This window comes from Mycetocola sp. Y444 (genome assembly GCF_059445295.1).
Genome location: NZ_JCAIUB010000001.1, coordinates 499,800 through 519,562, shown reverse-complemented (window position 1 = coordinate 519,562; position 19,763 = coordinate 499,800). Strand labels below are relative to the sequence as shown.

Below are 19,763 nucleotides of genomic sequence, written 5' to 3'. Positions count from 1 at the left end.
ACGATGGTCGATGCCGCGCTCGCGCACGGCACCGCGGACACGGAGTGCATCTTCGAAGTGTTCGGACGCCGGTTGCCCGGCGCCAGGCGCTACGGCATCGTCGCGGGGACCGGTCGACTCCTCGAGCTGATCCGCGACTTCCGTTTCGGCGACGCGGAACTCAGCTGGTTGAGGGAGAACAACGTTGTATCGCCCCGCACGCTGGACTGGTTGAGCAACTACAGGTTCTCCGGCGACATCTGGGGGTATCGCGAGGGCGAGGCGTACTTCCCGAACTCCCCCATCCTTACCGTCGAGTCGACGTTCGCGGAGGGGGTCCTCCTTGAAACTCTCATCCTCAGCGTCCTCAACTACGACACGGCGGTCGCGAACGCCGCAACGCGCATGGTGACCGCGGCCCACGGCAGGCCGGTGGCCGAGATGGGCTCGCGGCGCGCGAACGAGCACTCCGCGGTGGCGGCCGCCCGTGCCGCGTACATCGCCGGGTTCGATGCGACGAGCAACCTGGAAGCTGGCCGCACCTGGGGCATCCCGACCATGGGGACCGCGGCACACGCCTTCTCCCTCCTGCACGAAACCGAGGAGGAGGCGTTCCGCGCACAGATCGCTGCGTCCGGCCCGGGGACGACGCTCCTCGTCGACACCTACGACGTGGAGCAGGGCATCAGCACGGCGGTAAAAGTTGCGGGCCCGGAACTCGGCGCTGTCCGGCTGGATTCGGGTGACCTCCCCACCCTGGTTCTCGAGGTCCGCGAGCAACTGGACGCTCTTGGCGCAACCCGGACGAAGATCACCGTCACCAACGACCTCGACGAGCACGCCATCGCCGCCCTCGCGGCCGTGCCGGTGGATTCCTATGGGGTCGGCACGTCAGTCGTCACTGGGTCGGGTTCTCCTGCCGCAGGCATGGTCTACAAGCTCGTCGCTCGGAAGAACCGCGACGGTGACTGGGTATCCGTCGCCAAGACGTCCGAGGGCAAGGTCGGGGTCGGTGGGCGCAAGTTCCCCGTTCGTCGGCTGAACGGTGCCCGGGTCGCTGTCGAGGAACTCATCTATGTCGGTGACGGGCCCGAAACGGCAGACGCCACGAATGACCTGGAACGTCCGCTGCTCGTTCAGCTGGCGAGCGGTGGCTACATCGACGAGCGGTATACCGGTCCAGCAGGGACGGCACTGGCGCGAGAACACCGGGCACGCATCCTCACGGAGCTCCCGGCGGATGCCGCGCGGCTGGGTCGCGGGGATCCCGCCCTGCCGACGCGGTTCGCGAAGTAACGCGCCAGCGTCTACTCGGACTTCATCTTTTCGTAGATGTCCTTGCAGGTCGGGCAGACGGGGAACTTTTCCGGGTCGCGTCCTGGCGTCCACTTTTTGCCGCAGAGCGCCTTCACGGGCTTGCCGCTGATGGCCGACTGGAGGATCTTGTCTTTCTTCACGTAGTGCGAGAAACGCTCGTGGTCGCCGGGTTCAACACCCTCGCTGTTGAGGAGTTCTTCAAGTTCACGGTCGAGGACTGAAGTGCCGCCGGCGTCCGGCCGGGATCCAGGATCTGCGATGCTCACGCGTGCGTCAATCATGCTCCAATTGTACGCGGGAAACGCTGCCTAGTGGCTGACGGCGAAAGCCATGATCTCAGGGCCGCGACGGTCGAAGACCCGCCCGCCGGCCCACACGCCGAGAACCAGCGTGAGGATGCCGAGGCCCACTCCCGCCCAGAGTGCAAGCACATGCCACGAAGGGTCATCGGTGAAGCCCAGCCAGGCGAGAACTCCGGCCGGGGCCGCCACGAGGGCAGACCCGATGAGTCCAGCGGCCTGGGAGAAACCGCCAGCCGGGCTCGACGTCTGGGGCTGCTGGAACGGGCTGTCGCCCGGCAGCGCCACGGGATAGGGAAAACGCGCAGAGATGAAACTCGACAATCCGAGCCCGCCGAGGAAGAGAGCGGACGAGACCCCGATCATCGACGGCAGAACCACCCAGTCGCCGTAGAACTGAATGCTGACCATGGAGCCGATGACGACAAGCGGAATACCGATGAGCGCGATCGGGAAAAGTCGCCCGAGCCTGTCGGCGTAGCCCCGCACCCCCGAGGCGAAATGCAGCCACACTGCCGTTGAGTCGAAGGCGAGATCGTTGTGCACGGACCAGCCGAGGAAGATCGCCATGACCGGGAGCGGCAGCAGCGCCAGCGGCTCGATCGGAACGCCGACGACGAGGAATGGCACCATCATCACGAAAGGAACGATCGGGATGATCACGACCGACATCAGGTACCTGGGGTCGCGGGCCCAATAGGTCATACTCCGCGCGGCAACGACAGCACCGGGTCGCGCTGGCATCAGGTCGAACCACCCCATCCTGCCGCTCGATGTCGCCGCAATCTCGCGGCCAGGAGTCACGAGCAAATACGACACGAGCCGGTCCCAGACGAACCACAAGGCTGCGACGGTCGCCACAGCGATCAGCAGCTTGAGGAAAGCGACGCCGCCGTCACCGAGGGCGGCATCCCCCGGGAAGGACCAGACGGCCCCGAACGGTGTCCAGCTGATCACATCGGCGGCGCTGCCGAGCACCGCGGCTCCGTCTCTGCCCCAGTTCACGCTGGAGAGCAGGATCGCGGCAGGGGCGAGCAGCACGAGCAGCACGATTCCGATCAGGCCCGAGAGTTCCTTTGACCGGCGGGATGCCAGAAGGAGCGAGGCAGCCGCGGTCGTGACACGGGCACCGATCACACAGGTGGCGACAGCGAGCACGGCTGACAGAAGCGCGAGGAGAACCGGCAGGAACCCACGAGATCCGCTGACGGCTGTCGTGAGACTCAGGACGAGGACAACCAGCACAAGCGCGATCGACGGCACACTCGCGAGCGCGGCAACGAGCAGGCCAGTGGAAAGTGAGCGGTCGCGAACGCCGAACAACGCGAATGACCGCGGGTCCATGTCGTCTTCCGCCCCGAAGATCAGGGGGAACAGGACAAATCCGAGGATCACGAACGAACCCAGGAAGACGAGAAGGTTCCGCGTGAATTCGTCGGGAGAGAATCGAAGCGCCACGAGCGTTGCGCCAAGCAGATAGAGGAGCGCAAACCCGGCGACGGTCGCGAGGATGATCACTGCCGCTCGCCTGGGACTCTGCCGGAACAGGTTGCCCAGCAACTGAAGCCTTAGTCGGAGAAGCTGTGCAACCATTCCATACCTTCTGCGGCCTTTCGTCCGCCTGCCAGTTCAACGAACCGCTCTTCGAGCGTTCCGCCACCCCGGACGTCGTCGACAGCACCCGCGTCGAGCACCTGGCCGTTCACGATGATCGCGACATGGTCGCACACCCGCTGGATGAGGTCCATTCCGTGGCTGGAGAGCACGACAGTGCCACCGTTGGCCACGTATCCCTGCAGAATTTCAATGACGTTCGCTGACGAGACCGGGTCGACCGATTCGAAAGGCTCATCGAGAACCAGCAGGCGTGGCGAGTGAATCATGGCGGATGCCAGGGCGACCTTCTTCGTCATTCCCGCTGAGTAGTCGGTCACCAGACGATGGAGGGCGTCTTCGAGGCCGAAGGCGGATGCGAGGTCCTTGACGCGCGCCCGCACTGTGGCGCCGTCGAGGCCGCGGAGCACTCCGGAGTAGTAGAGCAGCTGGGCTCCCGTGAGCCGGTCGAACAGGCGCAGGCGGTCGGGCAGCACCCCGATCGTTTTCTTCGCCTTCGCCGGGTCCTGCCACACGTCGATGCCGTTCACCGTGATGTTCCCGGAATCCGGGCGAAGCAAACCGGTGACCATCGACAGCGTCGTGGTCTTGCCCGCGCCGTTGGGACCCACGATTCCGTAGAAAGAGCCGCGGCGTACATCGAGATCGATACCGTCGACGGCGATCGTGTCACCGAAGCTGCGCGAGAGATTCCGGATGCTCAGGACGACGGGCGATTCGGACGGCGCCGGAGCACCGGCGCGCGCATCCGCCAGGGCAACGGGCTCGCCCGTTCCCACTCCCCGGTCGACGAGCGGAAGCGGTGTGGAGTCGGCCAGCGGCTGAAGCAGCTCAGTTGCGGAATCCGGTGCCGGGAGAACAGCCGTTGACGCCTCTGCGGCGAACACCTCAGTCTCGGTGTCGTCGGTCGTCAGGAGCTCGATGGTCACGTCATCACCGATGGGATTGCTTGAGGTCGGTACATCCGAATCGGCCGGGTCGGTGTCATCCCACGCTGTCCCGGTCCACGCGGCGTCCGTCCACGAGGCGTCCGCCCACGCGGGATCAGCCGATGGTGCGTCGGTGTCGTATGCCGGGCCGTTATCAACGGCCACGGGCCGTTCGTCGTGATCACCAGCGTCGGGCTGTTCGTCGTGATCGCGGATGTCGGTGCGTCCGACGTCATCGTCATCGTCGGTGTCGGCGCCGAAATCGAACCAGTCGTCCACCGTGGGTTCGGCGCTGCCACCGAGGTCATCCTGAGCGGCAGCCGGGGGTTCGCCAGCCTCGGACGCAGCTCGGTCGTTGGTGACGCTGTCGTTGGTGACGCTCTCGTTCGTCACACCGTCGTTGGCAAGACCGGCGATGGCGACGCTGTCCGTCTCCTTTGCCGTGTCGGTCGGGGCCTTCGTATCCATCACCGTGGCGTCAGCCGGGACGAGGGTGAGGAACGGCCAGCGCTTGCTCCACACAAACTTCAGGGGCTCGTGATCCTCCAGCCCTGTGGCCTGCTCTGCGGCATCCGGCATGGATTCAAAGCGGAGCGCGGCCTCTTCCGCGGACATCGGAGGAAGCGGGGGCAGCTGGTCTGGAGCGCGCGGCGGCCTGGCGGCCTCGTCGGCGGGCATGTCGCTCACAGGCGTTGTCGACGTGTCCGCGGCGTCGGAGGTCACGGGCGCTGTCAACGTGTCCGCAACGTCGGAGATTTCGGGCGCTGCTGCGGCACCGGGCGCTGCTGCCTGATCTTCGTCGACACTCCCCCTGTGATCCCTGTCATTCGTGACAGCCGGAGTGACAACCTCCGACGGCATGGGAGGCATGGGAGGCATGGGAGGAACCGGAGGAAGGACGGGAAGAGGCGGCGCCGGGGGAATCTCCTGAGACCCCGGAGCGACGTGCTGGACGATGCCAGAGGGCGACTTTGCCACGGCAGCAGCAGCCTGACTTCGGGCCGTCCCGGTTTTCGCTCCAGCGGATTTCCCCTTCGGCGCCGACGTGGCAGCCCTCTTCACCGGGGGCTTTCTCTTCGGAACTGCCGGCGTTGCGTCGGCGTCACCGCCGGTGGACGACGGAGCAACCGGTGCGACCCCAGAGCCTGGTGTCTCTCCTGTGGTTGCCGCGGTGGGCTTGGCAGGCTTCTTCCTGGCTTGCGTCGATCGTGGTGCGCTCTTCTTTGGCGCTGGCGCGACTTCGGTCGCCGAGGGGATCACAGCTGACGAATCATCCGGCCCATCGTCACCTGCACCGCCAGCAGCAGCGGTCTGGGCCTTCGTGCTGGATACCCGCGGCGTTCTGGTCTGTGGGGTGCGGGGAGCGGCCTTCTTCGCCACTGGCCCGGCGCTCTCGGGTTGAGTACCCTCGCCATCCTCAACAGCGGGAACGGCCGTGCCCTCAGCGGTTGCCGCTGAAGCGGACTCCGATGTTCGCTTGACTGGCTTCTTCCTCGCCGACGCGGTTCGGGGCTTCGCTGCGGCCTTCGGCTTGGCGGGTGACTCAGCCGCCGGCGTGAGTTCACTGTCGAGATTCTGGTCCTTTTCGGACCCTGTCTGGCTGCCGCCGAACGCGCTCTGCGAGCTATCGATCCGTGAATCATTCATGGAGTCTTCTGGTGTGTCGTCGGGGGAAGCGGGCGGCACAATAGTCACTGATCCAACCTACCCTTTGGCCGTGCCCGTTTCGAGGCCGACGGCATTTTGCGTCACAACCGAACCTGTCAATACGCCGAGTGCCTTATTACGATACGACAACAACGGTCGTCCTGATGCTGGCCCCAGTAGAGGTGCCGCGCTAACGTAGGCGAAGGCATAACGGGGTGTCGTTTCATCTACTTTCAGGTTAACTCCGCGTAAATTTCGCCACAGACGGCGGCCGGACAACGTGAATCAATCTTGAGGAGAATCTCGTGACCACCCAGGTAGTCATTCTGGCAGCAGGTATGGGAAGCCGACTCGGCCGTTCACTTCCGAAGCCACTTACCGAGTTGAGCGACGGCCGCACCATCATGCAGCAGCAGTTCGACAACATCCACCACGCGTTCGGAAAGAACGTCAAGGTGACGATCGTTGTCGGCTACAAGCTCGAGCACATCATCGAAGCTTTCCCGGACGCCTCGTTCGTCTTCAACGAGCAGTACGACCAGACCAACACCTCGAAGAGCCTCATGCGTGCACTGAACTCGTCGCAGCCTGGTGGCGTGCTGTGGATGAACGGTGACGTCGTCTTCGACCCCGCCGTTCTCGATCGTGCGGCAGTGATGATGGCGCGCGACCAGTCATTCGTCACCGTCAACACGTCAAAGGTGTCCGACGAAGAGGTCAAGTACACAACGAGCGCCGAGGGCTACATCAAGGAACTCTCCAAGACCGTCAAGGGCGGACTCGGCGAGGCAGTCGGCATCAACTACGTCTCCCGCGACGACAAGGCCAACCTGCTCCGCCAGCTGGCTCGTGTCGACGACCAGGACTACTTCGAGCGCGGCATTGAACTCGCGATCGCGCAGGACCGGATGCTTGTTGAGCCTGTTGACATCTCCGACCTTTACGCCGTTGAAGTTGACTTCGCAGAAGACCTCGAGCGAGCGAACCTCTACGTCTGATCACCATCGTTCGAACGACCGGCACGCGTCACTGACCGTGCCGGTCTCCGTTTGCGGATATGTTTGTGCCTGTGAGTTTTGATCCCGGCGCGCACCGCACACAGCGGTCGTACCTCACCCGATACCGCAACGCCCTCTGGCTTCTCACGAAGCGGGATCTCCGCGTGCGTTACTCGACGAGCGCTCTCGGCTACGTGTGGTCCATCCTCGACCCGCTGGTCATGGCGTTCATTTACTACTTCGTTTTTGTGGTGGTATTCGGCCGGGGTGGATCGGTGGGTGAAGACCCGTACATCGTCTTCCTCCTTGCCGGACTCCTCCCGTGGATGTGGTTCAACGGCGCCGTCTCAGACAGCACCCGCGCCTTCATCCGTGAGGCGAAACTTGTGCGCTCCACGTCGATTCCCCGCACCATCTGGGTAAACCGGCTCGTGCTGTCCAAAGGGATCGAGTACGTCGCCGCTCTTCCCGTCCTCGCAGCGTTCGCGTTCTTCACGGGGGCCGCACTCAGCTGGGACGTACTCTTGTTCCCGCTCGCGATTCTGATCCAGGCCACCCTCACCGTGGGCGTCTGCCTGATCGTCGCCCCACTGGTCGTGTTCTTCAGGGATCTGGAGCGGGCCGTAAAGCTCGTCCTCCGCTTCCTTTTCTACGCATCGCCAATTGTCTACGGCTTCGGAGACCTCCCGGCCGAACTGCAGCCGTTCGCCGCGTTCAACCCGCTCGGAGGCATCTTCTCGTTGTATCGCTCCGCGTTCTTCCCCCAGCAACTCGACTGGTACCCGGTGGTTGTCTCCGCAATTATGAGCGTCCTCTTCCTGTTCGTCGGACTGTGGGTATTCAAGCGCTCCGAACGCACTGTCCTGAAGGAGCTGTGATGCCGGGAGAAGCCCCAGTCATCAGCGTCGTCGACGCCGGCATCCGGTTCCGCCGCAATCGCGGTGGTCGCCGTAATTTCAAGGATCTGTTCTCAGGTAACACGCGACGATCGCGCCCAGGCGAATTCTGGGCGTTCCGCAATGTGAGTTTCGACGTCATGCCGGGCGAGGCGATCGGCGTGGTCGGCCGGAACGGCCAGGGCAAATCCACACTGCTGAAGCTCGTCGCCGGAGTCGTCCTCCCCGACGAAGGCCAGGTCAGGGTGTCGGGCGGCGTCGCTCCTCTCATCGAGATCACGGGAGGCTTCGTCAACGACCTCACTGTTCGCGACAACGTTTTTCTCACCGCCGGTCTGCACGGTATGACCAAGCGTGAGATCGAAGCGCGATTCGACGACATCATCGAGTTTGCCGAGATCAGCGACTTCATCGACACCCCCTACAAACACCTGTCGAGCGGGATGAAGGTTCGGATCGCATTCAGCGTCATCTCCATGCTCGAAGAACCGATCATTCTGGTCGACGAGGTCCTGGCTGTCGGTGACCGCGGGTTCAGGGAGAAGTGTTACCGGCGCATTGAAGAACTGCTCGCCGGTGGGCGCACGCTCTTCTTCGTGTCCCACAACGAGAAGGATCTGCGGCGGTTCTGCACCCGCGGCCTTTACCTCGACAAGGGCAAGCTGATTCTCGACGGCCCGATCAACGAGGTCCTCGACAGGTATAACGCCCAGTACCACAGCTGACGAGCCCGTCGTCAAGCCCGACACTCTCCCAGCGTACGAACCTAAGCTTGAAGTCCTGCGCCACGCGTCATTTGGGGGTTCCATGAGTACACAGTCTGAACGGGTCCGGATCGTCGACGACGCTTTCACCGCACCGACACCGATGGATCCCGCCAGGGGGCCGCTCTGGCTGCGCGGCATCGACAAGACCCTGTCCGTACAACGGCCCGTGGTCGTTGCGCACGTTCGTGCTGTCCGCCGCCAGTACCCTGGAGCCACTCCGGAGCAACTCATCCGCGTTCTCGAAAAGCGGTACCTGGCGGCCATCACGTCCGGGGGCGCGGCCGTCGGCGCCACGGCAATGGTGCCGGGATTCGGCACCGGAATCACGATCGCGCTCTCCGGCGCTGAAACCGTCGGGTTCCTCGAAACCACAGCCCTCTTCGCCCAGTCGATCGCCGAGGTGCACGGAATCGCCCTGGACGACCCGGTGCGCTCCCGCGCGCTGGTGATGACGCTCATGCTCGGAAAGTCGGGCACCGACCTCGTCAAGCAGTTCACCGGGCAGGCGCTGAGAGGCGGGCCGCCGCGCACGAAGTACTGGGGTCAGCTGGTCGCCTCGAACGTTCCACAGGCCGTTATGGGCCCCGTCGCAGACGAATTGAAACGACGCTTCCTGAAGCACTTCGCACGGAATCAGGGTTCTTCGCTGGTCGGCAAGGCGATGCCGTTCGGGATTGGTGCGGCCATCGGCGGCATCGGAAACCACCTCGCGGGCAAACAGGTGGTTGAGGCGTCGAGAAGCGCTTTCGGGCCTGCCCCGCTTGTGCTGCCGCTCGAGCTCGAAGCCAGGCACGGGCCAGGACGTGTGTCAACAACGGTTCGAGCGCTGCGCGAGCGGATGCCGACGCGGTCGCGTCAGCCGAAGGCCAGCCGCTCGACCGAACGGCCCGACTGACCGTCGCTGGCCTCACCCCTCGTCGTCGTCCTCGCCCGTTCCCTCCGCTGGGACCTCGCTCTGTTCCGCCCTGGTCGCGGATACCGGAGCCGGAGGCGCGGAAATCTGCTGCTCTTCGTCCGATGCATGAAGGGCGGCGAAGTAGTCCCACCGCTCCATAAGGGTCTGCACTGCCGCGTGGAAGCGAGCGGTCGCTGCCCCCGGGGTTGTATCTCCGAAGTATCTCTCGACCCACTCCGCGAGCCGACCGACGGCATCCGGATCATGGAGCAGCCTGTCGGTGTGCTGGACGATGTTCGGGGCTTCACTGGCGTCCAGCCACTCGCACGCTGAGAGATAGCCGCCGAGGTCGATCTTCGCTTCCGGGTCGACCGGGCGTGTGATCATGAGCGGCTTGCCACTGGCCAGCCTGTCGTAGACCATTGCCGAGATGTCGACGATGGCGACATCGGCCGAAGCCAGCTGCCAGCCGAGCTCAGAGCCCGTGTCGTGTACGTGCCCGGCCGTCGGGTCAGAAGCGTTCGCCGCGGCGAGCATACCGATGATCTCGCGGTTGGCGGCACCGTACGAATGCTCGACGACGCCGCTTCGCGGGTGCGGGCGGTAGATGACACGGTGGTTGCCCGTCGCCAGGAGCGCGCGGACCAGAGCGACCCCGTGGCTGGCGATCGACCCATAGGCAGCCGACCGACGGTCGCCTTCCCAGGTCGGGGCGTAGAGCACCACTGTGCGTTCGTCGGGGGTGTACGGGAGCTCGCCGGAGTAGTGATCGGCCTGTGGGCGGCCGATCTTGATCGCGCGCTTGTCGAAGTCGTAATCCCAGAGCACCTTCTCAAGGCGTCGAAGCGCAGCATCACCGGCGACAAAGCTGTAGTCATACGCTTTGAACTGGTTCGTGGTCATGTACATCTTGTCGCTCTCACCGTGGTTGATGAAAACGTGCCAGCGCTGTCCGTAACGGAACATCTGGAAGTTCTTGGTGTTCTGGTTGACGTAGAACACGATGCGGATGTCCTGTTCCGCGAGCGTCTGCTCGAGGGAGGCAACGGTCCGAACGTAAGCGACGGGCAGCGGCGACTCCTCGAAGAGCTTCGTGGCCGCTGTTGCTCCCCTGCTCAGCACGACGACGGGCCAGGTACGAGCCAGTTCCTCGAGCGGTTTGTACCACTGACGGATCTGGTACATGTTGACCTCGCCGTCGGCGAAATAGACGGCAATCTTGTACCTGCCTGGCTGAAGCGGAGGCAGCTTCGCGAGCCGCTGCGACAGTTCACCCCTGGCACGTCTGTTGGCCAGAAGGTTCCTGCCCATCTTGACGGCTTTGCGCGCGTCGCCGAGTACACCCATGCCTTCAAGGGTACCCAACTAGATGACAGGCGGCCGTCCAGCGCGGGTCATCCGCACAACCGTGCGCCACCGCAAAGGGCGCCGCTCACCCGGGTATGCGCGCCAGCCCTCACGCCAGCCGCCAAACCACGCTTTCAACGCAGCGGGCTTCTTCCACCAGCGCAGCAGCTGGATGCCGGTCCAGGTCGCCACGTAGACCGGGACGAGCACGAGCGGCAGGTTACGCCGCGCCAGCCACACCCTGTTTCGAGCGTTCAGCCGGTAATACTCGGTGTGGCGCGTTGGCTCGACCACCGGGTGGTTCGCCTCGAGGTCGCCGGCATACCAGGCACGTTTCCCCTGGTCCCACACCCGCCAGGCCAGCTCGATGCCCTCATGAGCGTAGAAGAACTCGTCAGCCCAGCCGCCAGCGGCGTCGAAGACCGGCCGCGGCAGGAATACAGCGGCCTCAAGGCAGGAGAAGATATTGCTCGGATGCCGCGGGTCGCCTTTGCGAATGCGCGGAATCCACCGTCGGGGCGACGGGATGCCGGTGGGGTCGTCGAGCCTCGGCTGCACCAGACCGATGTCCGGCTGCTGTTTCACGAGGTCGATGCACGCGGCAAGGAAACCGGCATCCGGAATCGACGCATCGTCATCGAGGAAGAAGATGTAGTCGCCGCTGACCGCGGCAGCACCCCGGTTGCGGCCGGCGGGAATACCGAGGTTCTCGGCGAGGCCGAGGCCGCGCACACCGTCGGGCAGCCCTGTCGGCTGCCAGCCGTTCCCGACGACAACGATGTCGAGATCGACACCCTGCTGCGCCTCGACGCTGCGGATGCCGCGGGCCAGGTCGTCGGGACGCGTCCCCTGAGTGAGGATCACGACACCGACAGTCGGCCGGTTCGCGGCGTCAGGCACGGACACGCTTCGACGACATGATCGCGACAAAGTGCCCGAACAGTGTGACGAGACCCACACCGAGCAGAATCACCAGCACCCAGCGCATGGCGACGACCTCACCGACGAACAGCCCGACAACGGCAGCCGCGAAGATCACCATGGTGAGCTCGACCGAGTGGAAGATCCGGTGGAACGGCAGGAACTTCGCGATCTTGCGGGCGACCGCGAGCGCTCCCCCGCTGGGTGCTGATTCACTTTCGGTATACGTGAGCTTCGCCGCGCCGTAGTTCGCCCGGGCGACCCTGACCATGTCGTTGAGGGCCTTGTTGAGCACGATGACGAGCGCGAGCAACGCTCCGAGCGTCGTGTACAGGTAATCCGCAGGAGCGTCGAACGGGTATCCAGCGGCGCGGATAGCCAGTGCCAGCGGAATGAGCGACTCTGTTGAATAGTGACCGACGGCGTCGAGAAAGGCCCCTGCCGGAGAAGACGTACGACGCCACCGGGCGACCTCGCCATCGCTGCAGTCCACGAGCATCTGCAGCTGGCCGAGGACCAGCCCGAGAAGCGCACCCCAGATCCCGGGGATGAGCAGGGCACCCGCGACACTCCACCCGGTGAGAATCATGAGGCCGGTGACCCCGTTCGCAGAAATCCGCGTCCTGAGCAGCAGCCAGGTCAGGTAAGGCGAGATATCGCGCAGGTAGAGCGATGCCGTCCAGTGCTCCGCGTTGCGCCGCCCACGTACCTCGGGCGGCTGGGCGACGTCCCGCAGTTCCGAAATCGAGCGTGGTTTGAGGGGGCGTTCAGCCGACGCTTCCGACACTCGAACCTCCGGTTCTTTCGTTCTTCAACGCTGAGATATTGCTCGCCAGCGAGAGGAAGCCGAGCACGAAGCCGACTCCCCAGCAGAAATGAATACAGGGCAACACTACGAGAAACCACAGCTGCGTTCTCACGCCGTCGCGTCTGGCCACGGTAACCGTCGCGCCAATGACGAGGAGGAGATAGAGGGCGGGGATTGCCCAGCCCAGCGTGAGAATGGCGGAACCGCCCATCGCCACCTGCACCAGGCCGATGATTCCCAGCACGATGCCGATGCCCACGCCAAGAACCATGACGGGCGGCGCGAAGTAGCGCAGCGTGTTCTTGCTCGGGAACCGCCGCGTGAGTTCGCCGCGCCACATGCCCGTCGAGAAGAATTGCCGGGCAAGTGCCGACAGTCGCGGCCGGGGCCGATAGGTGACCCTGAGGTCGGGGGTGAACCAGACGACGCCTCCCGCTTGTCGAAGGCGGCGATTGAGTTCCCAGTCCTGGCCACGCTTGATACGTTCGTCGAACATGCCCACGCGTTCCAGGGGCTCCCGACGGAATACGCCGAGGTAAACCGTGTCGGCGGGCCCTTCGGCTCCGCCGACATGGTGGGGCGTCCCGCCCAGTCCGACCTTGCTGCCGTACGCACGCGCGACAGCACGCTCGAATGGGGTCGTCCCCTGGGCGTCCATGATGCCGCCGACGTTGTCGGCCCCGGTGCGCGCAATCGCCTCTACAGCGAGTCGGGCATAGTCGGGAGGAAGCACCGAGTGGGCATCCACCCGGACGACCACGGGGTACGTGGTCGCGCGGATGGCGATGTTCAGGCCGGCGGGAGTCGACCCGGCGGGATTCGGAATTACGCGGATCCGGGGATCTGCGCGGGAAAGCTCATCGACAAGCTCGTTGGTGCCGTCGATACTCGGGCCGACAGCAATGGCAATCTCGAACGGCCCCCGGTAGTCCTGCTGGAGCAGACTGGTAACCGCTGCCGTGACGTGGGTGACATCGTTGAGAACCGGCATGACGTATGAAACACCGACGAGTTCGGCGGTTCCGCCAACTGATGAGTTCTCAGTCATGGTCTCCACTCGCTGAATTGGTCGGCTCGAGCCTACCAGTGAGGATTTGGGGGTCTCCTGCGAGACACACGCCCGGTAACAGCGCGACGCCCACAGACCAGGCGCCCGTGAGCAGAAGCTCCCGGGCGCCTGGATCGTCGTCGGCTGGGTGATTCGTTCTCGGCCTAGAGGACCAGTTGCCCGAGGGTGACTGTTGCCGTCCTTGTGTCGCCGTTGCGCACATACGTGACCTCGGCTTCGTCGCCGGCCGCGAGCGCCCGGACCTGTGCGGTCAGGTCGGTTGCCCCGGTGATCGGATACCCGTTGAAGTTGGTCACAATGTCTCCCGACGCGAGGCCTGCCTCTTCGGCGGCGCCACCGGGAGTCACTTCGTTGATCAATGCGCCGACGACCGGGCTGCCTTCGGCACTGGCCGCATCTCCGACGGTGGCACCGAGAAGCCCGTGAGTCGCTTCACCGTCTTCGATGATCTCCTCCGCGACGCGCTTCGCGACGTTCGAGGGGATGGCGAACCCGACACCGATGCTGCCGCCCTGGCTCGAATCGGAGCCTGCGGTTGCGATGGCGACGTTGACACCGATGAGCTTCGCCTCAGCATCTACGAGCGCACCACCGGAGTTACCCGGGTTGATCGCGGCATCCGTCTGAATGACCGAAAGGGAAATAACCGCCTGCTCGCTGGGGGCCGACTCTGGCGTCTGGCCCGGGATGTCGAAGCCCCACACGTCGTACGGGTCCTGTTCGGTGTCGTCGCCGTTGGAGCCCTCTTCAGGAACAGCGGACGAGGCAACGGTAATGCTTCGGTTCAGGGCGCTGATGATCCCGTCAGTGACGGAGCCGGCGAGACCGAGCGGCGCGCCAATTGCAACAGCAAGGTCACCGACGTTGAGCTTGTTCGAGTCGGCGAATTCGATCGGAGTCAGCCCGGACACGTCCTCGAGCTGAATGACAGCGAGATCGTACGCGGGATCCGTGCCGACGACCGTTGCGTCGTAGAGCTTGCCGTCGTTGCTGGTCACCTGGATCGCCGGGTCGCTGAGCTGCCCGTCGAGAGTGACGACGTGGTTGTTGGTGAGAACGTAACCGTCCTCGCTCAGGATGATTCCTGAGCCGCTCCCCGCGCTCTGGCTGCCCTCGACGGAAAGTGTGACAACGCTCGGGGACGCCTTGGCCGCGATGGCTGACACCAACGAGACATCTGATGTGTCATTGATGGTGATGTTCTCGGACCCAGTCGCGTTTGGACTGACCGTGCCCGACTGGTTGGACATGATCAGGGCCGACGTACCCGCACCGGCAGCACCACCAACAAGCGCTCCAACCGCGAGACCGGCAACCAGGAGGCCCACGTTCGACCGACGCTTTTCGCGAGGAGCAGGCGGTTGCGGGTGCGAGCCCGGCGCGTAACCGTTCGGGCCGTAAGCGGCGCTCGCGGGATCGGCCTGTGTCGGATACGCGTTGCCAGCAAAGTGCGACGTGCCGTCATAACCGTTTCCGGATGAAGAGCCCGGGTACTGGTTGCCGGTGGGGTGCTGGGCCCCCGTTGGCGCCGTGGCATTCTGGGGCGAGGTGCGGTCGTGGCCCGGGTATTGCGTGGGCGATGCACCGAAATCGTGAGCGGCGGCCGCGGTGGGAGAACCCTCAGGCGGCGTTGCCCGGTCAGGGTTCTGCCCGATCGACCCGCCGTCGGTCGATCCCTGCCCGGCTGCCGGCTGTGGCAGGCGCGGGGCGGGGGGCGTGCCCTCGTGCGCCCGGCTAGCGGCATCGGGGTTCTGCGCAGAGGGACCCTGCGCAGAGGGACGCTGCTGGTCTCCGTCTGGACTCGAGTCCTGAGAGTGGTCGGTCATGGTGGCGCTCCTTCCAAAGCACAATCAGCATCCCGGTCGGAGCTGTGCGTTTCATTCACGCTGCCTGTGAGCGGGCCATGGGTGGGCTGGGACATCAAAAGCCCGCGAAGAACTGCCACGGAGCGGGATCTCACATACCCAGAGACTACCTACTCTGCCCTAATCGGGCCCGGGACCTTCGTCCTGTCGAGGGTCCGAGCTGTCGAGGACCCGACGGGTCCGGATGTCCTCGCAGTCGTCAGCAGCCGGGGCCGGCGGGGTTCCTGTTGCACTCTTTGTCCACGAGGACGGTCTTGGCATCGCCCGCGAGCGCCGCGATGGTGACCGCAGGCGATGACAGCGTGCCATCAATCCCTATCCACGACGCTCCCGCCACCCGGTACTCCACGGCGAACGCCACCGTGACCGTGACGGCGTAAACGCCGGTGTCAGCAAAGACGTGACTCGTGGCCGTCGGCGAAAACTCCGGCAGTCCGAGCTCGGCCCACGTCGAACCGGGCACAGTTGTTCGCGAACGAGAACCGTCTCCCCACGACCAGGAATAACTCACTGGCGTGAACCGAACCTCAATCGGAACGTCGAAGAGCACACCCGGTTGGATGTGGCGATTCGTATCGGCGATGAAATTGGCGGGAAGGCCGATCAGGAGCCAGCCGTCAGGCTCCATCGTGAGTGCAGGAGCTGCGGGACGGAACCGAGCGAGGTCGCTGATGGTCACGACGTCGGGGAGACACAGCTCGCCCGAGACACACTGCACGCTGCGGTCGATCCCTCCAGGGCCGTCGGATCCATCCGCGTTACCGTTGTCATCCGCGCGGCCATCGGTATCACCGCCGCCACCGTTTCCGCCGCCACCTCCCCCACCGCCGTTGTCCTGGTCGCCCCGGATGATGGCTTCGCCATTCTCCAGGCTGCCGCCGGTGCAGAGGCCGGCATCCGCGTCCTGTCGGGCACACGAAGCCGCAAAAGCGGCGGCGGGCGCCATCAGCGCGACCACGACCGAAGACGTAGTAAGAATCAGCAGAAGTTGTCGCCAGCCCATGATCCGCTTTCTGAGATAAGGAGTCGCGCTGAGCCGACCTCATCGGACCTAAACCGCACCTCTAAGGGAAACCGGTCCATTCGGGAGGCCGGTGTGACCTCGGTGCCACTGGTATCCAGGATCTGCACGCCAGAAACATCGCGACAAAGGCGTACAGAAACCGTTGCCATCCTTTGATTTTCTTGAACGTCGAGAAGAGCGACGCTGTCAAAGCTCGTAGAGCCCTGGGTGTGCCAGCCATTTACCTGTATGAGGCCCGCTTCATCGAATTCGTCAAGATACTCCGGCGTGACATATGGAGCAAGCGCTTCCGGCGAGGTCTCACCCTCTGACGAGGTCTGGTCAAACGCCGCGGAGTACTTCGCGTAAGTATCAGTCGCAGCGGCGAGCGCCTCTTCCTCACTCGCGAAGATGGTGGTCGGAGTAGGGGTGGGATGCGGTGCTGGCTGGGCACAGGCGACGAGGGACACCGCCCCACTCACAACCACGACACCGGCAGCGACCGCGCGCGCAAGCATCGGCATCCGGTGTCGCGCGCCGCGTTCCATGCAGTCACGGTAGAGCAAATCGGCCTGATCCTGTTGGAGTTATCCACAGACCCTGATCTCTGGCCGGATAGCCTAGGGATGCGAGTGACAACGAATGTCGACTCGCGAAAGGATACGGATGACTGTGCACGGCTCCTGGCAGCGGACAGCGGAAGGCGCCGGACTGCTCCGGCCAGACGGCTCGATCGCCGCGACCATCTTCGCCGAAATGAGCGCGCTCGCTTCCTCAACCGGCGCCATCAACCTGGGGCAGGGATTCCCGGATGAGGACGGTCCACGCGAGGTCCTCGATGCAGCACACCGCGCGATCAGCGACGGAATGAACCAGTACCCGCCCGGCCGCGGCACACCCGTGCTCCGCGCGGCGATCTCTGAGCATCAGCAGCGTTTCTACGGCATCCCCTCCGACCCTGACACCGACGTTCTCGTCACCGCGGGCGCCACCGAGGCACTGGCAGCAACGATCCTCGCCCTCACCGATGCCGGCGACGAAGTTCTCACGTTCGAGCCCTTCTATGACGCGTACGGCGGCCTCATCGCGCTCGGGCGCGCAAGGCACACCACGGTGCAGTTGCGCTGGCCTGACTTTCAGCCAGACCATGAGGAATTGCGCCGGGCGGTCACCGACCGGACGCGGATCATCCTCATCAACAACCCCCACAACCCAACCGGCTCAGTGCTCTCCCGCGAGACGCTCGAGCTTCTCGTGGAGCTCGCTCACCAGCACGACGCGATACTGGTCACCGACGAGGTCTACGAACACCTCACCTTCGGCGTCGAGCACGTGCCCGTCGCCAGCCTGCCCGGGGCGTGGGACCGGACGATCACGATTTCCTCCGGCGGTAAGACCTTCAATACGACCGGGTGGAAAATCGGCTGGGCAGTCGGGCCAGCGGCCCTCATCACCGCGATTACGACCGTCAAACAGTTCCTCACCTATGTGAACGGCGCGCCGTTCCAACCGGCCATAGCGGCGGGACTCCGGCTGAGCGATGACTACTTCGCCGCGGTCGCCGACGGCCTCCGATACAAGCGCGACCTCCTGGCATCCGGTCTCGATGCGGCCGGATTCGCACTGTCGAAGCCCGACGGCTCGTACTTCATCGTCGCGGATGCCGCCGAGCTGGGATTCGAGGATGCAACGGAATTCTGTCGTCGCCTCCCTGACCTAGCCGGTGTTGTCGCTGTTCCACTCGCGGCGTTCGTGAGCGGGGAGCACCTCGCCGACTATGCGTCGCTCGTGCGATTCGCCTTCTGCAAGAAGGTCGACGTGCTCGAACGGGCCGCAGCCCAACTGACTCGACTCGGCCGCTGACCGTCGGTTCCGCTCAGGTGCGAGGGACGACGCGGAACCGCCGCAATTCAAGAGCGGGATTGGACTCACGGACGTCTGCAACACGGGTCGCCGACGCGAAAGCCACGGCAACATCGGTCTCCACGCCGATGCCAGCGACCTGAATGCCGGCGGGATCCACGATCATGCTGTTGCCGACGCCGATGGGGGGCGTGTGGTCTGCACCAGCGACGTACACGGTGTTCTCGATCGCTCTCGCTGTAATGAGTGTCTTCCAGTGGTGCTCTTTGAGCGGTCCGCGTACCCACTCAGCGGGAACCAGCACGACGTCTGCCCCGGCGTCAACAATGCGCCGGGTCACTTCCGGGAATCGGATGTCATAACAGGTTTGGATTCCCACTCGGAGACCGCCGACAGTGAACGTCTCGGGATCCGACAGATCACCGGCGACAACGTAGTCACTCTCGGTCTGCCCAAAAGCGTCGTAGAGGTGTTGTTTGCGGTAACTGGCGACAAGTTCGGACTGCGGGGAGACCGCGATAACCGTGTTGGAGAACCGGCTGGCGTCACCCGTGCGCTCCACCATGCCCGCGACCAGGTGAATTCCGAGGTCCTGCGCGACACCGGCCAGCGTCTCGACGAACACCCCGTCGAGGGGCTCCGCCCGCGCGACCAGCTCGGGGCCGAGGGGGTTGATGAAAGCACTGGAATACTCCGGGAACACGACGACGTCGGCCCCGCGCTCCGCGGCGCGCTCGGCGAGCACCCGGATGTCCAGGAGATTTGCGTCCACATCAGCACCGGGGCTGAACTGGGCAACGGCAATACCTATCGGAGCGTGCTCGGTCATGCGCCCAGCATAGACACCGAGAACCGATTCGTCCCGGATGCGGACAATGCCTGCCCTGTCGTGCAGAATGATCCCATGGGATACCTCGTCTACGGCGATGGCACGGAATATGAAATCGATGACCGCGCCCTTGCTCACCTCAAAATCGTTATCGGCTCAAAGCTCCGCCGCCAGGAGGGCTTCTTTGTCAGCTGGGAGCACCGTCCCGAAGACGGATCCGGCCGCGTTTCGGTTTGGGTCTCCCCCGCTATCCCTCTCCAGTTCAGGTTCGTAGGCAGCAAGCCTCCGCAGCTCAACCGTCATTGGCTCGAGGTCCTCGCTGATTCATCCTTCGGGCCGCGCGGCTTGCACCTCGTGAGCGAGGCAGAGGCAGACAAGATGCCGCCGGTGCGCGCAAACGGCAGTTGAGCCGAGCTGGACGCCTGATTCAGTTTTCCTGAGTCCAGCCTTCGTTCGTCGCACGATTCGTTGCGCAATTCGCCGATCCCGTACACGTTCTTGCTGATTTTCGTATCGAATACGTTTTATTTGCTAATTATTCACGTTATAAACCTGTTATAAATCTGGTATTTAAGATGCAATGCCCAGTGATTTAGCGTAACCTTGGGATGTCCACCGGCCTCTTCAGCGCCAAAGGATTTCACGCGAGGCGCCTCACATCGTCTCCTCGCCTGGATAAACCCGATCTACGTTGAATGACGACGCAATCACCCGTAA

18 protein-coding genes are annotated in these 19,763 nt (G+C 64.2%); 7 read left to right on the top strand and 11 right to left on the bottom strand.

Features of this window, described 5'->3' with window-relative positions:
* Positions 1–3 precede the first annotated feature (3 nt).
* On the top strand, positions 4–1,275 hold the full coding sequence (locus tag AC1C2M_RS02430; protein WP_495435682.1) for a nicotinate phosphoribosyltransferase: 1,272 nt from the start codon (positions 4–6) through the stop codon (positions 1,273–1,275).
* Between the two features lie 11 nt (positions 1,276–1,286).
* On the opposite strand, the gene AC1C2M_RS02425 is transcribed toward AC1C2M_RS02430, so the two are convergent.
* The 3 genes from AC1C2M_RS02425 to AC1C2M_RS02415 are packed head-to-tail and all read right to left on the bottom strand — an operon-like array spanning position 1,287 to position 5,785.
* On the bottom strand, positions 1,287–1,577 hold the full coding sequence (locus AC1C2M_RS02425) for a DUF3039 domain-containing protein (protein WP_108391427.1): 291 nt from the start codon (positions 1,575–1,577) through the stop codon (positions 1,287–1,289).
* A gap of 27 nt (positions 1,578–1,604) precedes the next feature.
* The gene (locus AC1C2M_RS02420; protein WP_495435127.1) at positions 1,605–3,188 is read right to left on the bottom strand and encodes a hypothetical protein; all 1,584 of its coding nucleotides are present in this window, start codon (positions 3,186–3,188) and stop codon (positions 1,605–1,607) included.
* Positions 3,164–5,785, bottom strand: a complete 2,622-nt coding sequence (locus AC1C2M_RS02415) for an ABC transporter ATP-binding protein (protein ID WP_495435126.1) — start codon at positions 5,783–5,785, stop codon at positions 3,164–3,166. The genes AC1C2M_RS02420 and AC1C2M_RS02415 overlap by 25 nt, the downstream gene beginning before the upstream one ends.
* A 305-nt stretch (positions 5,786–6,090) precedes the next feature.
* Between AC1C2M_RS02415 and AC1C2M_RS02410 the strand changes: the two genes are divergently transcribed.
* From AC1C2M_RS02410 to AC1C2M_RS02395, 4 genes are all read left to right on the top strand, one after another.
* A complete protein-coding gene (locus AC1C2M_RS02410) occupies positions 6,091–6,783 on the top strand; it encodes a phosphocholine cytidylyltransferase family protein (protein WP_483404540.1) in 693 nt (230 codons plus the stop codon).
* 59 nt (positions 6,784–6,842) lie between these two features.
* Complete coding sequence (locus tag AC1C2M_RS02405; RefSeq protein WP_495434480.1) at positions 6,843–7,661, top strand: ABC transporter permease; 819 nt, start codon at positions 6,843–6,845, stop codon at positions 7,659–7,661.
* On the top strand, positions 7,661–8,404 hold the full coding sequence (locus AC1C2M_RS02400; RefSeq protein WP_483404542.1) for an ABC transporter ATP-binding protein: 744 nt from the start codon (positions 7,661–7,663) through the stop codon (positions 8,402–8,404). The genes AC1C2M_RS02405 and AC1C2M_RS02400 overlap by 1 nt, the downstream gene beginning before the upstream one ends.
* Positions 8,405–8,486: 82 nt before the next feature.
* On the top strand, positions 8,487–9,341 hold the full coding sequence (locus AC1C2M_RS02395) for a hypothetical protein (RefSeq protein ID WP_495435125.1): 855 nt from the start codon (positions 8,487–8,489) through the stop codon (positions 9,339–9,341).
* Between the two features lie 12 nt (positions 9,342–9,353).
* On the opposite strand, the gene AC1C2M_RS02390 is transcribed toward AC1C2M_RS02395, so the two are convergent.
* From AC1C2M_RS02390 to AC1C2M_RS02360, 7 genes are all read right to left on the bottom strand, one after another.
* A complete protein-coding gene (locus AC1C2M_RS02390) occupies positions 9,354–10,688 on the bottom strand; it encodes a CDP-glycerol glycerophosphotransferase family protein (RefSeq protein ID WP_495435124.1) in 1,335 nt (444 codons plus the stop codon).
* Positions 10,689–10,706: 18 nt separating this feature from the next.
* Positions 10,707–11,588, bottom strand: a complete 882-nt coding sequence (locus tag AC1C2M_RS02385; RefSeq protein ID WP_495435123.1) for a glycosyltransferase family 2 protein — start codon at positions 11,586–11,588, stop codon at positions 10,707–10,709.
* A complete protein-coding gene (locus AC1C2M_RS02380; protein ID WP_495435122.1) occupies positions 11,581–12,396 on the bottom strand; it encodes a CDP-alcohol phosphatidyltransferase family protein in 816 nt (271 codons plus the stop codon). Before AC1C2M_RS02380 ends, AC1C2M_RS02385 begins: the two co-directional genes overlap by 8 nt.
* Entirely contained in the window at positions 12,377–13,465 is a 1,089-nt protein-coding gene (locus AC1C2M_RS02375; RefSeq protein ID WP_495435121.1) for a glycosyltransferase family 2 protein, read from the bottom strand. The genes AC1C2M_RS02380 and AC1C2M_RS02375 overlap by 20 nt, the downstream gene beginning before the upstream one ends.
* A 164-nt stretch (positions 13,466–13,629) precedes the next feature.
* Positions 13,630–15,312, bottom strand: a complete 1,683-nt coding sequence (locus tag AC1C2M_RS02370) for a S1C family serine protease (RefSeq protein ID WP_495435120.1) — start codon at positions 15,310–15,312, stop codon at positions 13,630–13,632.
* Positions 15,313–15,550: 238 nt separating this feature from the next.
* The gene (locus AC1C2M_RS02365) at positions 15,551–16,354 is read right to left on the bottom strand and encodes a PKD domain-containing protein (protein ID WP_495435119.1); all 804 of its coding nucleotides are present in this window, start codon (positions 16,352–16,354) and stop codon (positions 15,551–15,553) included.
* A complete protein-coding gene (locus AC1C2M_RS02360) occupies positions 16,330–16,902 on the bottom strand; it encodes a hypothetical protein (RefSeq protein ID WP_495435118.1) in 573 nt (190 codons plus the stop codon). Before AC1C2M_RS02360 ends, AC1C2M_RS02365 begins: the two co-directional genes overlap by 25 nt.
* Before the next feature lie 118 nt (positions 16,903–17,020).
* Here AC1C2M_RS02360 and AC1C2M_RS02355 point away from each other — a divergent pair, with 118 nt between their 5' ends.
* On the top strand, positions 17,021–18,217 hold the full coding sequence (locus AC1C2M_RS02355) for an aminotransferase class I/II-fold pyridoxal phosphate-dependent enzyme (protein WP_495435117.1): 1,197 nt from the start codon (positions 17,021–17,023) through the stop codon (positions 18,215–18,217).
* A gap of 13 nt (positions 18,218–18,230) precedes the next feature.
* Here the strand turns inward: AC1C2M_RS02355 and AC1C2M_RS02350 are convergent, their stop codons facing one another.
* A complete protein-coding gene (locus tag AC1C2M_RS02350) occupies positions 18,231–19,046 on the bottom strand; it encodes a carbon-nitrogen hydrolase family protein (protein ID WP_483404552.1) in 816 nt (271 codons plus the stop codon).
* A 75-nt stretch (positions 19,047–19,121) separates the two neighbouring features.
* Between AC1C2M_RS02350 and AC1C2M_RS02345 the strand changes: the two genes are divergently transcribed.
* Positions 19,122–19,454 (top strand): DUF7882 family protein, encoded by a 333-nt coding sequence (locus tag AC1C2M_RS02345; RefSeq protein WP_483404553.1) that lies wholly within the window; start codon positions 19,122–19,124, stop codon positions 19,452–19,454.
* The last annotated feature ends 309 nt before the right edge of the window (positions 19,455–19,763 follow it).

Bases quoted from the DNA above. Each gene is read 5' to 3' on its own strand.
- AC1C2M_RS02420 (WP_495435127.1), bottom strand. From the start codon at position 3,188: ATGGTTGCACAGCTTCTCCGACTAAGGCTTCAGTTGCTGGGCAACCTG.
- AC1C2M_RS02345 (WP_483404553.1), top strand. From the start codon at position 19,122: ATGGGATACCTCGTCTACGGCGATGGCACGGAATATGAAATCGATGAC.
- AC1C2M_RS02425 (WP_108391427.1), bottom strand. From the start codon at position 1,577: ATGATTGACGCACGCGTGAGCATCGCAGATCCTGGATCCCGGCCGGAC.
- AC1C2M_RS02405 (WP_495434480.1), top strand. From the start codon at position 6,843: ATGTTTGTGCCTGTGAGTTTTGATCCCGGCGCGCACCGCACACAGCGG.
- AC1C2M_RS02415 (WP_495435126.1), bottom strand. From the start codon at position 5,785: ATGAATGATTCACGGATCGATAGCTCGCAGAGCGCGTTCGGCGGCAGC.
- AC1C2M_RS02350 (WP_483404552.1), bottom strand. From the start codon at position 19,046: ATGACCGAGCACGCTCCGATAGGTATTGCCGTTGCCCAGTTCAGCCCC.
- AC1C2M_RS02400 (WP_483404542.1), top strand. From the start codon at position 7,661: ATGCCGGGAGAAGCCCCAGTCATCAGCGTCGTCGACGCCGGCATCCGG.
- AC1C2M_RS02390 (WP_495435124.1), bottom strand. From the start codon at position 10,688: ATGGGTGTACTCGGCGACGCGCGCAAAGCCGTCAAGATGGGCAGGAAC.
- AC1C2M_RS02370 (WP_495435120.1), bottom strand. From the start codon at position 15,312: ATGACCGACCACTCTCAGGACTCGAGTCCAGACGGAGACCAGCAGCGT.
- AC1C2M_RS02395 (WP_495435125.1), top strand. From the start codon at position 8,487: ATGAGTACACAGTCTGAACGGGTCCGGATCGTCGACGACGCTTTCACC.
- AC1C2M_RS02355 (WP_495435117.1), top strand. From the start codon at position 17,021: ATGACTGTGCACGGCTCCTGGCAGCGGACAGCGGAAGGCGCCGGACTG.
- AC1C2M_RS02360 (WP_495435118.1), bottom strand. From the start codon at position 16,902: ATGGAACGCGGCGCGCGACACCGGATGCCGATGCTTGCGCGCGCGGTC.
- AC1C2M_RS02430 (WP_495435682.1), top strand. From the start codon at position 4: ATGGTCGATGCCGCGCTCGCGCACGGCACCGCGGACACGGAGTGCATC.
- AC1C2M_RS02365 (WP_495435119.1), bottom strand. From the start codon at position 16,354: ATGGGCTGGCGACAACTTCTGCTGATTCTTACTACGTCTTCGGTCGTG.
- AC1C2M_RS02375 (WP_495435121.1), bottom strand. From the start codon at position 13,465: ATGACTGAGAACTCATCAGTTGGCGGAACCGCCGAACTCGTCGGTGTT.